Source organism: Cohnella mopanensis, assembly GCF_022352055.1.
GTDB classification, from domain to species: Bacteria; Bacillota; Bacilli; order Paenibacillales; family Paenibacillaceae; genus Cohnella; species Cohnella mopanensis.
The window spans coordinates 211538-225524 of sequence record NZ_JAKRWM010000010.1 but is presented as its reverse complement, the minus strand read 5'-3'; the positions used below and the strand labels follow the sequence as shown (position 1 = coordinate 225524).

Sequence of the window (13987 nt, the reverse complement as noted above, 5' to 3'; positions counted from 1 at the left end):
CCTGATGAAATTGTTCGGCTTATTAATCCCTTCGTTCAGGAAAGGCGTCTCCGTTATCGTCGCGGATCCCGTCTGCGCCCGCGGCCAGAACGCTACTAATATTTTCCGATACCTGGACCCGAAGGAAGAGTACAAGCAAAGCATATACGGCTCATTAAAGAAAGGCTCCAAGGGACGAATCGTTACCATGATCAAGTATAAGGATTCGGAGGGCAATGAGAGCATTTATTGCGGAGTGTTGATTAAGGAAATCTTGTATGCGATCGACGAGTCGAGATTAGCCAGGGCGTAAGGGGGGACACCTCAGCATGACGGACATATTCAATAAAATATTAGGCGTACTCCTAGCTTTCACGATTCTTGCGGGCGGTCCGCTGGTTATCAATACGATGAGCAAAGATCTGACGATGAACAGAAGCGTGCTCAACGAGATGACGAACCTTATCGACAAAGTGACGGATAACGGCAGACTGACTCCCGAGGATAAGGAAGACTTCTACATTGCCATTTCTTCCTACGGCATGACGATGGACGCCACGATCAGAAGATACATGAAGGTCGTGAATCCGAATGGAACCGACGGTACGACTACGACTTACATGCTTAACGACGATATCAGTACTTGGAACCAAGGGGACATCATCAAGGTGACGGTCAAAGCGATCGATTATACCGGCGCGCAAAGATTGCAAAATCAGTTGCTGCGCATCACTCCGGCGAAGTTCGATCAAACGATGGCCGGAATGGTGAGAAAGTAGGTGAACGATGAGCAGGAATCTAGGAATTATCAATATGCTCAGCGGACTGTTCATTGCCGCTTTGCTCATCGGTTACCTCGTATACGTGCAGAAAGAAAAAAACGAAATCGAACAACTCAAGCTATCTTATGCGATTGATTATGCCAGCGATGCTGGTGCGATGGCGATGCTGGAGACGACTAGACTCGATATGGATTATACCAACGGCAAGTCGACTTTCACGGTCGATCCGCAGCTAGCGCTCAATGCCTTCCTTGAAGTTTTTTGCTTTAACTACGATATGATGCCAACGGATCGGAACAAACAATTGATCAAGGATTTTATTCCGGTAGCGGCCGTAGCTACCAGTGACGGATATTATTTGGCCACTCACCAACTCGTTCGTAACGGCGGAGGCAATTATCCCGATAATCCGGGGCGGGAGGTTAACGACGGGGACTGGGATCTCATATTCGGAATGAAGCTTCCGTATTTATATGAAGGGCCTGACGCGACTTACGCTCTGAATATGGGATTGAAGGACTCTCTAAGAATGACTGCGGACAGTCTTACGAAACCGAAGGGATTGCCGCCAGGTCTCACTGAGCTTAGAGCGAGGACTTTAATGAATAATCTCGTAAGCGCGGATATGGCCAACAGCATCAACGAGATCAACGAAGAAAATGTGAATTGGCGCAATTCCTTTTATATTCCCAGCCAGTTGACGACCACCACCGGCGTTAATCCGATCGAAGGACCGAGCTTCCTCGTGCTGGTTCAAGGGGTTAATCTAACAACGTCAAGACCGATTAGCGGTTTCAGCTTGTCAGGAACTAAAATCGAGGAAGCCCGAATGATCGCCGGTTACGTTCGGGATGGAATCCACTATTACGCATACGCCGATAAGGTGCCGGAAGGCAGCGTAGTAGATGACTTGTTCACGACTTTCAAGGAGGCGGCAGCTGCCGGATATTATATCGATTTGAAGTATATGACCAAATAAACGAATGCAAGATTTTATGATAAACGTCTCTCGACTAGAAGGAAAGGGGGGATAACCTTGTTCAGAGCCATCCCGATCGCGATCTTGCTTCTCTTCGTCGGAAGCGCAATCGTTCATGCGGAGAACGCGTCCGTCTTACTTAAGAAATACGGCATTTCCGTCGACGATCCCGTCATCGAGAACGCGAAGCTGAGCTTGTTTGAAGACGATTATACGAATGCGCTTTTTACATTCAATACGAATACGATGCTATCCGAGGCTAACGGTTTGCGCGATCATAACAACGAAACAAAGCTGGCTGATTTTGATCTGGAAATCTATCGAATCGACGACGAGCTTCATCAGACGGAGCTCTTGATGGATCAGAGCAAGGAACAATCCGTCTCTTATATCTTAGAGTTGGATACGAAGTACAGAACGTTGATGTCCAAGCAAGAAAATATAAGGGCTGCCCGAGAGGGAGTGGCGGAACGGAGTCATCCGGTACCGCTCGTAACAACCGAAAATATCGAGCAGGACAAGATCCGAATGGAACAATTGGGCAAAGAGGTGGAAACGCAGCGGAAGAGGTATGAGAAGTCGCTCGACAATCCCGATTTGGGCGAGATTACGAACTTCAAATCACCGCTTGAAATCCCCGTGCGGGTAACGTCTCCCTATGGAATCCGGTTAGATCCGATTACGAGGGATTCAGTCACTTTTCATAGAGGGATGGACATTGCCGCTGTGGAGGGCACTTATGTTTTGGCGGCGTTTAACGGTGTGGTAGAAGTAGCCTCCGAGAACGAATCTATCGGCCATTATGTCATCGTGAACCACGGTCGCGGTATTACGACGCTATACGGACATCTCTCTGAAAGCCTTGTCGTGAAGGGCCAGAAAGTTACCCAATACGACATCATCGCCAAATCGGGGAGCACCGGCTCGAGATCGACCGGCCCGCATTTGCATTTCGGGGTATATATTAACGGAAAGACGGTAGATCCCGGCATCATATTAACTCATTGGGAGGGAGAGTCCGAATGATCATTGCATCGAAAGAAAGATACATGCCCGTCGTGATCAACACGTTAGTGCTGACCAAGGGCGAATGGTATTTCTACATTCATAGGGACGTCTACGACCAGATGGTGATTTTGTCCGACCGTTACGAGGATCCGGAAACGTTGGCCGAATTGATCGGAGGCTCGCGCAATAACGAAGAAACGGTACGTTGGTTTTATGAGCAAACGCCGAAGCCGCTCAATATTATTGCTCCTTACCTTAACCTGATCGAAGGAACGATAGAAAAGGACATGGAGTTGTGCTGCGGGGCGCTTCATGTGATCACGGCGATGATTAACGTACGTGGGTTCATACTTAAGCCCCCGGAAGTACGCAAGAGCGTGTCCTTCACGCTATCGATCAAGGAAGAGTACGAATTGGCTTGGGAAAGCTTCTTCATGTCGGCAATGCCCTATGAACAACGCGATCTATTGACGCTATCCGCGCAAAGATTAGCTCTAATGATGAATGGAATGTCCGGCAACGTGAACATAGGAGGCTCAATCGGTTCCATCGGAGGCATGATCCGCACGGAGACTCCGTTAGATGCCACGGGCATTCTTGCGGGCTACTCCCACGTAAAAGAGCCGGAACTTCCTATGGCTGCCAAAGGTCCATCGGAAAAAGAAAAAAGCGCGACGAAAAATTTGCTCATATAGCTAGGAGGGTCAGGTATGAGTTACGAGTTGACGCTAGGGGAAGCGTTGTCGGGCATCGCCGACGAGTTAAACGGATTATGCGAGGAGGCGGCAGAGCTTAAGGCAATATATAGTCAAGCTTCCACCGATTCTGATCTCACGTTCATTAAGATTATCGAACATCGATACGAGCATCTAACGGAAGAGTTCATTAAGCTATCGGAGCTGCTAGAGGATCTTCGCGTCAAACTTAAAGAAATGATGGAGGGGGTTTCCAGTGGGCGGTAAGACGAAAATTCTAGATCCCAAGCAAATTCGCGAGCTCTATTCGGCTAGCCGCAGGTTCGACCAGAGGGCGACCGCAAGCATGCAGACGATACAAAAGCAGCTTGCCCAGATTATCGACCCGGCGTTCCAAAGCGGGGCGTTCTCCGACCATTACGTGGAGGCTCGCAACGCGATCATTCATGTGGCTGAAGAGATCGCCAACGTCAAATCTTCATTGGAAAACAACAGCAAATTCGTCGAGGAGAAGCTGGCCGGCGCGGCCTACTTAGCCAAGGACGACCAGGGAGCTTCGACCAAGGATCACCCGACGGGCGCTATCCCTTACAATGCGAATTTGAAGAAATAATCGCTAGTCTATCAGCACGAAGATAAGTATTAAAGCTAAGCTGATGCAGAGCGACAACAACAGATTAAGCGTTATCCGTATGGCGTTGTATTTTTTAGTCGTCTTACGATCTCTTTCTTCGTAATCGAAGACCGTATCGCTTCGAGGAATGGTTACTTCCTCACGATACTCCCCGCACACCATGGCCAGCAGAAGCAATTCGTCCTCGGGGCTGAACTCGGCGATATTTTTCTCGGTTGCGTTAACGATCTCGATCGTTCTGTCGCGGTTATCTCTGATAACGCCTAGTCCGTTATCGCAAGCAAAATAAGCGAACGGTCCGGGTACGATATGGCTCGCTCCGAATTGGGCAGCGAATTCAGCGGCGGTCAACTCGCTCGTTTTCATAAGGTTTCAACTCTCCTTTTGGCAAACAAATCATTGTATCCTACTGAATAATTTGCTTTAGATCCCAAAAGTCCTGCATGATATCCATTCATTCATCATATTTTTATAAAATTTACCCAAATTTTCCTGAATATTGTCGAATAATTCAAAATTTTGTGATAGTTTAGTCGTAACAAATGTATATTTTTCCATATGACGGAGGGGTACAGGCGTGCAGCTATCGTTATTGAAAGAAAACGAATTATATACCTGTGTCCTACCTGAAAAACAAAAGGGTCAATACTGGGTGACGCACACGAACGCGCAAGGGTTTGAGGAAAGAGTCATTAGCGCCGAGGGCGTCGAAGGCCAATGGATTCTGAAGTCGAACAAAAACGTGATCATCCAGGACCGGGGACACCAACGGGTCAAAGAACTCGTTCTGGAAGCACCTTGTTTTTACAGCCTGATCCTCAAAAATACGAACGAAACGGTATGGTTATACTCGGAGCCGATCTCCGAAGACCGGAAGACGTTCGAGAAGCTCATCCTGCCAACGCAGGGCGAACTCGTGATCGGACGAGCAGATAATTGCGACATTCATTTCGCTAATAAATTCGCCTCGTCACGGCATGCGGAAATTCTCGTTGCCGGCAACACGCTGACTATACAGGACTTGAACAGCTCTAACGGAACGTTCGTTAACGGAACGAGGGTCCAGAGCAAGACGCTTAAGCCGGGAGATATCATCTATATCATCGGACTTAAGATTCTCGTAGGGCAGGGCTTCATCGCGATCAACAATCCGGACGGCCAGATGTCTTACAAGCAATCCGTACTCAGGCCGCTAGTCAAACAAGCCGCGATTCCGGCAGACGACGAGGACGGCGACGACGAGGACGTCTCCGTGAGCACTCCGTTTTTCCGTTCGCCGAGATTCAAGAAAGACATCGCCAGCAAGGAAATCAAGATCGATCCGCCGCCGTCCGTGGGTAATCAGGAACAGACGCCGTTAATGCTGATGTTAGGGCCATCGCTCACGATGGGGATGTCCGCCGTATTCATGGGGATCTTCTCGTTGCAGAATGCGATGAGCTCGACCGGCAGCGTCAAGAGCGCCATGCCGACGATGGTCATGTCGTTCAGCATGCTGCTCGGAACGATTCTGTGGCCGATCTTAACGAGAAAGCACGAGACGAAGAAGCGAATCAAGAGGGAGAAGCTGCGGCAGGAGAAATACCGGGCTTACATCGACCAGATGAGCCAGGAAATTGTCAACGAAAGCGTCCGCCAAAGCCAGATCCTGCATGAGAATCACGTGACCGTCGATAAATGCGTCGAACGCATCAAGCTCCGGCAACGGAATCTGTGGGAAAGAAGCCATGGCCATAACGATTTCTTGAAGGTTCGTCTAGGTCTGGGACAGCTTCCGCTGCAGGCGGATATCAAATATCCGGAGAAAAGATTCACGATGGATGACGACGACCTGCAAGACGCGTTATACAAATTGGCCGAACAGCCGAAAGTACTGGAGCAAGTTCCGATCACGCTAAGCTTGATGGAGGATTGGAACAGCGGCTTTATCGGCAACCGGACAAGCGTCACCGACTTAGTCAAGGGAATCATTCTTCAGTTAGTCGCCCTGCACAGCTACGACGAGCTTAAGCTGGTGTTTATCTACGATAAAAAGGAACAGGAAGTCTGGGATTTCGTTAAATGGCTGCCGCACGTATGGAACAGGGAGCAGGGCATTCGCTTCTTGGCGACTAGCACCAGCGAGGTGAAAGAACTAGCTGCTTTCTTCGAGAAGGAGATCTCTCGGCGCGAAGAGATTTCCAATGATGAGGAGCTCGCCGAACAAAGTCCTCATTACATCGTATTCGCCCTGAATAAGAGCTTAGCCGCCAAAGCGGAAATGATCAATTCAATCTTGAAGCATAAGAAAAATCACGGATTCAGCGTCGTGTACCTCTACGACGAATTGAATAAGTTGCCCAAGGAGTGCTCGATGGTCGTCGAATTCGGAGGCGGATTATCGAAGATTTACGATAAAGACGACATTACCGGCAAGCATATCGCGTTCCAGCCGGACTTCTACTATAAGCAGAGCGAGCACGATCTGGCAGTCATTCTTGCGAACACGGAATTGGATTCGGCTTCATCGTCTTATGCACTGCCGAACATGCTAACCTTCCTGGAAATGTTCGAAGTCGGTAAGATCGAGCACTTGAACGCGTTAACCCGTTGGAAGGAAAACGATCCGACGGTAACGTTGGAAACTCCGATCGGGGTGGATACGACGGGAGAGAAGTTCAAGCTCGACTTGCACGAGAAGTTCCATGGACCGCACGGCTTGATCGCGGGGATGACGGGCTCGGGGAAGAGCGAATTCATCATGACCTTCATTCTATCGCTCGCCGTCAATTACCATCCCTATGAAGTGGCGTTTATTCTGATCGATTACAAAGGCGGCGGCATGGCCAATGCTTTCGAGAACTTGCCGCATCTGGCGGGAACGATCACTAACTTGGACGGCGCCGCGGTGAAGCGGTCGCTCATCTCGATCCAGAGCGAGCTGAAGCGCAGGCAAGCGATCTTCAGCGACACTAGCAAACAAGTCAGTATCAGTAACATCGATATATACAAATATCAGAAGCTCTATCGCGAAGGCCAGGTCACGGAGCCGCTGCAGCATCTATTCATCATTTCCGACGAATTCGCCGAGTTGAAGACGCAGCAGCCGGAATTCATGGAGCAGCTCGTCAGCGCCGCGCGGATCGGCAGAAGCTTGGGCGTGCATCTTATCTTGGCTACTCAGAAGCCTTCCGGCGTCGTGGATGATCAGATCTGGAGCAACAGTAAATTCAGAATCTGTCTCAAGGTGCAGGAGAAGGCGGACAGCATGGACGTCATCAAGCGCCCGGATGCGGCGGAGTTATCGGTTACGGGAAGGTATTTCGTACAGGTCGGCTTTAACGAGTTGTTCGATCTCGGTCAATCGGCATGGGGGGGCGCACCTTATTATCCTGCGGATCGCATCGAGAAGCTTCGAGACGAGAGCGTCGCCGTGGTCGACAACCTTGGACGGATTACGAAACAAGTCAAGACGGATAAACGGAGGGCAATGTTCCGCAATCCGCCGAAACAGATCGACGAGATCAACAAGTATTTATCCGCCATCGCGGAGGAAGAAAACATTCAAGTCCGGCCGCTGTGGTTGGAGCCCATTCCTGAAATGATCGTCGTCGACGAGCTGAAAGCGAAATACGGGCTTCCCGATGCTACGCCGTACGTGCTCAATCCGCTCATCGGGGAGGTCGACGATCCGACGACGCAAAGGCAATTTGCAATGACTTTCCCGTTAACGCGGGAGGGGAATGCGATCATCTACGGCGCTGCGGGCAACGGCAAGACGACCTTCATCACTACGTTGACCTATGCGTTGATTAAAGACCATACACCTGCCGAATTGAATATGTATTTGCTCGATTTCGGTTCCGAGACGCTCGGCGTTTTCGCTAAGGCGCCGCATGTCGGCGATGTGCTGTTGTCCCATGATGCGGAGAAGATCAACAACTTCTTCAAGATGCTGTACCGGGAAGTCGAATCGCGCAAGAAGCGGTTCTCGGAATACGGCGGGGATTATCATTCGTTTATCCGTTCCAGCCCTGATAAGCTTCCGGCGCTCGTTGTCATCATTCACAATTATTCCGCTTTTGCGGAAACTTACGAAGACAAGGAAGAAGCGATCTCTTATCTAACCCGCGAAGGATTGAAATACGGTCTGTACTTTATATTGACCGCGTCCAATACTAACGCCATTAGATACAGAATACTGCAAAATTTCAAACAGCTCTACGTCCTGCAATTGAACGATCCGAGCGACTATTCGAGCGTGCTCGGCAACGTCGAAGGGCTGTACCCTTCCAAGCATAAGGGAAGAGGGATATACAAATCGGATCGCGTGTACGAGTTCCAGATCGCCCATGTCGACCGCGAAGCGGATCGAACGTTCGACAATCTACGGAAATTATGCGAAGAACGTAAGCAAGCATGGCAAGCGCCGGGGGCTGCTAAGATTCCGATTCTGCCCGACAAGGTCAACGTGCTCGAATTCGAGAACGAGATCAAGATTAGCCGGGAGCCGAGAGTTCCGATCGGCGTCGACAAGAATAGCTTGAAGGTCGCGTATTACGATTTCAACCAATCCTATATCAATCTCGTGCTTTCGCAGAACAACGATAATCCGAGCTTTATTCAAGGCTTGGCCGAAGTATCTGCGGCGAAAGAGACGTCGGATATCGTCGTGCTGGATCCGGAAGGCCACTTCCGCGGAGGCGGTTCCGGAATGGATTACACGTACGTGACATCTCAATCCGAACTGGACGATCAGATCGGACAGCTGTTTAACACACTGGTCAACAGGAACAACACATATAAGGAAGCGCTCGAACGAGGAGATCAACCACCGGCATTCGAGAACTTGACTTGCATTATCGATTCCTTGTCGTCTTTAATGTCCAGAATTTCCGACGATTCCAGGGACAAGCTCAAGGTCCTGTTCGAGAAAGGCGAGACCCAGTATAATGTCAGCTTCGTTCTATGCGATTCCGTATCCAGCATATCCTCCGTCGCCTACGAGAATTGGTTTACGAGCAAAGTATCATTAAGCGACGCTATCTGGATCGGCAACGGCATTACCGAGCAATATCAGTTGAAGATTGCGAAGATGTCGACGGATATGTACCAAGAGATCGGCCAGGATTTCGGCTATTTGATCTCGAAGGGCAAACCCGTTCTCGTGAAGCTGTTGTCCTCGCTGTCGTCGGATTCGGAGGTGGAAGCCTATGGATAAGATTATCGTAGAGATTTATCTGCCTTCGATTAACCAGAAGTATGACGTATTCATTCCGATCACGCTAAGGCTTCATGAGATCGAAGCGCTGTTGATCGGCGCGTTCATCGAATTGTCGGACGGCTATTTCGTCGCTTCGCAGAACGCGATTATGTGCGACATGCAAACCGGCACTCTGCTCGATATTAACAAATCAGCCATAGAGCTTGGACTCTATAATGGCTCTCGGCTGATGTTAATATAATAAACCCAATCCGAGAGGAGCAAATCAATCATGGCAAGAACAATTGTCGTCGATCCATCCAAGCTTGTCTCAGCATCGCAGGCTATGGACAGTCATTCCGCGGAGTACGAGAAGCTGTATAACCAGCTTTTCAACGAAGCGGACGGAATGGCCGCTAACTGGAAGGGCGCGGACAACATCGCGTTCGTCACTCAAATTAAAGGGTTTCAAGAAGATTTTCAGAAGATGAAGCAGCTGATGAACCAGTATTCCGAATTTCTGAAAACAAGCGCGAAAACTTACAGCGACACGCAAACCGAAACCATTAATCAAGCAAAACGCTTAACAAACTAATCGAAAAAGGGGAGTTATTCAATGGCTACGGAAGGAATCAGTATTTCGTTAGGAGCGGTCGCCAAAACGGCGGCCACGATCAGGAACTTGAATTCTAGCTTGTCGACAAAGCTGGACGAGATCAAGAAGGAAATGGGCAATCTTTCTTCCACTTGGCAGAGTGACGCTTCCAATACGATCAGGAACAATTTCAACGCTTTGGCGCCTAGATTCGAGGAATATAAGCAAGTCGTGGAATCGTACGCGAAATTTTTGGATAATACCGTTACGAATTACGAAGCCGCGGAGACTGCAATCAACAGCAATGCGAGCGCGTTCAAGTAATCCTTGCATGTCGATTTGGGGGCATGAAAGTGCCCCCAAGTTGTATTCTCACCTTCATAGGAGGAATAAGGATGGGAGTTAACGTCGGTTTGGCAGCCTCTCAAGCTAGCGCGATGAATCAATATTCAACAACGCTGAGGGACATCAACAACAGCTTGAAGCAGTATCGCGCGAATCTGAATCTCGCGTGGCAGTCCGATGAAATGGTATTCGTAAACCAAGCGATTGATCGCTTGACGAACGAAATCGTCCTATTGAGCAAGGAGCTTGAATCGTTAGGGAGCGATATCGTTAGCGTTGCCAATGAAATCTATCGCGAAGAAGAAGCAGCGAGACAAGCGGCGGCAGCGGCAGCCGCAGCGAGGGCTGCCATGAATTTTAAGCCCAATTGGTAACAAGCACGCACGCATCTAAGACGTTACGGAGAGGTGTTCATAGTCGATGTCGATCAAATTACAAAGGCAGCTGGCAGGAACGCAAACGACGCAGGTCCAAGCGAAAGCGTCGACTTCTCCTGCCAGTAACAGCTCGAAGAATAGAAAAGATCTGGGCAACGTCAACAAGGGAGACGGTTGAAATCTTCAAGTGACGATACCGACAAGGGGGAACCCATCTTGATCAAGCTATTGCTCACACTTGTTATCCTAGCGACAACGATCTTTTCGGATCCGTTGTCGTTTAGCGTCTTACGGAAGCATGACCGACATTACGAAGTAAATAAAGAAACCTACCGGAATCAAGAAGTTACCGTGAATTACCCGCAAATTGCCGGCCTTGGCAATCGAGACAGGGAGCAGGCAATCAATTACACGCTGAAGAACGAGGCCCTTAAGGTACCGATGCTATACGCGGATGACGATAAGAACGTTCATTTAGAGATGAATTACGCCATTAAGGAGCAAACTTCGAATCGGTTAAGCGTCATATATTCGGGAATGGGCGTGGTGCCCGATGCGGCTTACCCGACTAACCTATTATATACGACAAACATGGATATCCTTACGGGAAAGCGATTATCGCTCCCGGATATCGTCGATATAGATGCCGGTTTTATCGAGACATTCAAGAACGGCGAATACAAGCCATACGATCCCGAATTGGAGATCGGGCAAGAGATTAAGGAATGGATTGGCGAACAGAGCGACGAAGCATGGATCGCGGCTTTCGAACAAGCGGACGATCTGAGCGACAAGAACGCCATGAGCGTGTATTCCTATTTGACGGATGATGCATTAGGAATAAGCTTCAACGTCCCTCATGCGCTCGGCGATCACGCGGAAGTAGAGATTCCATATAAAGAGTTGAAGGGAAGCTTGCATGAATCGATAGATTCTCGCAACGGGGAGCGAAAAAAATGAAAACGATGAAGGCGGTGCTCATATCCATGATTCTAGCTTCTTTATTATCTTTAATGGGTTGCACGGATAGAGACAAGAAGGCGATCGAGAAGATCGAACAATATTTGCACGAAAAGTACGGCGAAGAATTCGTTGTTCATGCGATCGGCGGGGGGTATGGCACGCTGACGAACAATACTTTAAAAGCTCGTGTTTATCCTAAGTCTGATCCAGACGAAATATTCGAGGTGGAGATCACGAAAGACCGCAAAACCGTTTGGGATGAATATATGAATGTGATTATGCGGGATAAGGTTGAGGAAGTAGCATACGAGACCATTCGTTCGGTGTTTCAGGAAGAAGTTTATTTGAAATCCGAAGTGGTTCAAAGCGGTTTGTCGTATCCGGAAATTAATATGAATGATCGTCATATTAGCCTGGAGGAGTATGTGAAAGTCAACCCCTCTTCCGTCATTTTAACAGATAATTTTATTAACGCTGGGGCTGAAATTAATATAGATTCTCGTGAAGAAGCTATAAAAATCGATCGTTTAGCAGATGCATATATGGCTCGCGGTGTTAGGAACTTAACTACTTCGGTTTATTTTATTAATTCAACTGACTTTGCGGAAGTCATGAACGATTATGCTATCGGGGAACATCCAAAGGATTATCTGATTAGAAAAAATATGAACTACAAAGTTGGACATATATATGTAACTGATTCTGTTAAAGAACAATCCATAGACAAAATAACGACTACGCTTTCAACATTACGTCCGGGAGGCCAGAAAGAATGAGCGAACCATTATCAGAGGTTGATCTCAAAATTTTGTCGGATATCGTATATTTAAATATAAAAAAAGATGAGCAAAAAAAGATTAATAATGATGAATCCGAATTAACAATAGGTCAACTGGTAAAATCCTATACTAAAGATTTCTATGATGAAACAGGAAAACTATCAGACGCAAAGGTAGACGCGAAGCTAGAAGATCTTAGGAGTCATTTTAAGACGGATGCGGACTTTAACGCTTTCAAGGATTTGACGAAAAGTTTATCCGACCCTTCCTCAAAATTTTACAATTGGAAAGTCAGCCACGTTCAAGATAACAACAATGAATCGGGATTCGTCGCATATACTTTCGAACCTCCCGGGAATAGCGGACAAGCCGTTGTTGCGTTTCGCGGCAGTGAGGAAATTTCCGTAGCCCAATTTCGGAACGATTGGATTAACAATGTGTCTTCCTGGTATGAGGAAACCACGATGCAGCAAAAAGATGCGGCCGACTATATGCAAGATACACATTTGAATAAATACAAGGATATTGCGGTAACCGGCCATTCGTTGGGCGGGAATCTGGCGCTGTATAGCACGATCACTGCCGACTCCGACATCCAGGATAGAATAACGCAGACGTATACCTATAACGCACCGGGATTTAATCAAGAATTCATCGATACCCATAAGAATGCCATTGATAAATTGAATCAGAATCAGATTATGCACGAATATCAAAGCCAGCATGACATGGTTTCCTCTCTATTTCATAACCCGACGGATCCGATCATCGTTAAATCCACCGCCAAAGACCCCAAAGTATATAACTTTGATAATCACGGGCTTGCATTCATGGCGATGGAAGATGGACATCTCGTGCTAGCGGACCAAAAAGATTTTGCCTGTTTTGTCATTCAGGATATCACCCAGCAAGCAGACAAATTACCGAACTTTATTTCAAGAGGAATTTCTAATATAGCGGTTCAAGCATGGACAGGAGAAATGAGTAAAGCAGAGATGGTAGCGATGGCTGCGGCCGTAATCGTTCCCGCTGCGGCATTGGTAATCGTGATAGGCCCTGCTGTCGCAATTACGATGGTCGCCGTGGCCGCTATTAGTTATCTGTTGCCTCTGGTTATTGAATATTACGTCATGCCCTTTATTAATGATGTCGCCGCTAGGGCTAAGGATCTTGGCAAGCAAATCGCCAAATTTGTCGGGGACCAGCTCGAGTCCGCGTTCGACTATGTGCAGGACAAATACCGTCAATTCAACGATTTCCGCAATCAGGTGCTGGCAGAGGTGGGGAATTTCTTCGACGGCATCGGCCGCGCGATCGCCGGCTTGTTCGGCGGGGGCAAGAGCAAGAATTACGATCAGAACATTAACGTCAATACAGCGATGCTCAGAAACCTTGCCGCTCGCTTGAATATGATTCAGAACAAAGTACAGCAGGCGGATCGCAGAATCAGCACGCTTCGGGGTCTTGTGGACTTCGACGAAATGCTGCCTTTATTGTGGCTCGATATGCAGTTCGGCTTCGATTATGACCTTAAGGCTTGCATGGACTTCTTGAATAAGACGGCGGACAGGCTGGATCAGTGCGAAGGATCGCTTGTTCAGAAGGCTCATGCGTTCTAATTGAAATCCTCAGGTAACGACACTCGGAGAGTCACTAATGAGACAACCAA

17 protein-coding genes are annotated in these 13987 nt (G+C 48.2%); 16 read left to right on the top strand and 1 reads right to left on the bottom strand.

Annotated elements, in window-relative coordinates; genetic code table 11:
- The first annotated feature begins 4 nt into the window (after window positions 1-4).
- From L3D05_RS16945 to L3D05_RS16915, 7 genes are read left to right on the top strand one after another with little or no spacing between them, the layout of a single operon-like run.
- Window positions 5-292, top strand: coding sequence for a hypothetical protein (locus L3D05_RS16945; RefSeq protein WP_239617487.1), 288 nt, complete (start codon window positions 5-7; stop codon window positions 290-292).
- 16 nt (window positions 293-308) lie between these two features.
- Complete coding sequence (locus L3D05_RS16940; RefSeq protein WP_239617486.1) at window positions 309-758, top strand: hypothetical protein; 450 nt, start codon at window positions 309-311, stop codon at window positions 756-758.
- Window positions 759-765: 7 nt separating this feature from the next.
- Entirely contained in the window at window positions 766-1740 is a 975-nt protein-coding gene (locus L3D05_RS16935) for a hypothetical protein (RefSeq protein WP_239617485.1), read from the top strand.
- 57 nt (window positions 1741-1797) lie between these two features.
- Window positions 1798-2766, top strand: coding sequence for a M23 family metallopeptidase (locus tag L3D05_RS16930; protein ID WP_239617484.1), 969 nt, complete (start codon window positions 1798-1800; stop codon window positions 2764-2766).
- On the top strand, window positions 2763-3443 hold the full coding sequence (locus L3D05_RS16925; protein ID WP_239617483.1) for a hypothetical protein: 681 nt from the start codon (window positions 2763-2765) through the stop codon (window positions 3441-3443). Before L3D05_RS16930 ends, L3D05_RS16925 begins: the two co-directional genes overlap by 4 nt.
- Window positions 3444-3458: 15 nt before the next feature.
- The gene (locus L3D05_RS16920; protein ID WP_239617482.1) at window positions 3459-3710 is read left to right on the top strand and encodes a hypothetical protein; all 252 of its coding nucleotides are present in this window, start codon (window positions 3459-3461) and stop codon (window positions 3708-3710) included.
- On the top strand, window positions 3700-4056 hold the full coding sequence (locus L3D05_RS16915; protein WP_239617481.1) for a hypothetical protein: 357 nt from the start codon (window positions 3700-3702) through the stop codon (window positions 4054-4056). Before L3D05_RS16920 ends, L3D05_RS16915 begins: the two co-directional genes overlap by 11 nt.
- A 3-nt stretch (window positions 4057-4059) precedes the next feature.
- On the opposite strand, the gene L3D05_RS16910 is transcribed toward L3D05_RS16915, so the two are convergent.
- Window positions 4060-4443, bottom strand: coding sequence for a hypothetical protein (locus L3D05_RS16910; RefSeq protein WP_239617480.1), 384 nt, complete (start codon window positions 4441-4443; stop codon window positions 4060-4062).
- Window positions 4444-4654: 211 nt separating this feature from the next.
- Here L3D05_RS16910 and essC point away from each other — a divergent pair, with 211 nt between their 5' ends.
- From essC to L3D05_RS16870, 9 genes are all read left to right on the top strand, one after another.
- Window positions 4655-9277, top strand: a complete 4623-nt coding sequence (essC, locus tag L3D05_RS16905) for a type VII secretion protein EssC (protein ID WP_239617479.1) — start codon at window positions 4655-4657, stop codon at window positions 9275-9277.
- On the top strand, window positions 9270-9521 hold the full coding sequence (locus L3D05_RS16900) for a methyltransferase (protein WP_239617478.1): 252 nt from the start codon (window positions 9270-9272) through the stop codon (window positions 9519-9521). The genes essC and L3D05_RS16900 overlap by 8 nt, the downstream gene beginning before the upstream one ends.
- Window positions 9522-9551: 30 nt before the next feature.
- A complete protein-coding gene (locus L3D05_RS16895) occupies window positions 9552-9854 on the top strand; it encodes a WXG100 family type VII secretion target (RefSeq protein ID WP_239617477.1) in 303 nt (100 codons plus the stop codon).
- A gap of 21 nt (window positions 9855-9875) precedes the next feature.
- Window positions 9876-10178 carry a pore-forming ESAT-6 family protein gene (locus L3D05_RS16890; RefSeq protein WP_239617476.1) on the top strand — a complete coding sequence of 101 codons (303 nt, stop codon included), beginning with the start codon at window positions 9876-9878 and terminating at the stop codon, window positions 10176-10178.
- Between the two features lie 71 nt (window positions 10179-10249).
- Window positions 10250-10573: a hypothetical protein gene (locus L3D05_RS16885; protein ID WP_239617475.1), complete on the top strand. Its 324-nt coding sequence runs from the start codon at window positions 10250-10252 to the stop codon at window positions 10571-10573.
- Window positions 10574-10619: 46 nt separating this feature from the next.
- Window positions 10620-10754 (top strand): hypothetical protein, encoded by a 135-nt coding sequence (locus L3D05_RS26490; protein ID WP_255807570.1) that lies wholly within the window; start codon window positions 10620-10622, stop codon window positions 10752-10754.
- A 38-nt stretch (window positions 10755-10792) separates the two neighbouring features.
- Window positions 10793-11536, top strand: a complete 744-nt coding sequence (locus L3D05_RS16880; RefSeq protein ID WP_239617474.1) for a hypothetical protein — start codon at window positions 10793-10795, stop codon at window positions 11534-11536.
- A complete protein-coding gene (locus L3D05_RS16875; protein WP_239617473.1) occupies window positions 11533-12315 on the top strand; it encodes a hypothetical protein in 783 nt (260 codons plus the stop codon). The genes L3D05_RS16880 and L3D05_RS16875 overlap by 4 nt, the downstream gene beginning before the upstream one ends.
- Complete coding sequence (locus L3D05_RS16870; protein ID WP_239617472.1) at window positions 12312-13937, top strand: Mbeg1-like protein; 1626 nt, start codon at window positions 12312-12314, stop codon at window positions 13935-13937. The genes L3D05_RS16875 and L3D05_RS16870 overlap by 4 nt, the downstream gene beginning before the upstream one ends.
- Window positions 13938-13987 lie beyond the last annotated feature (50 nt).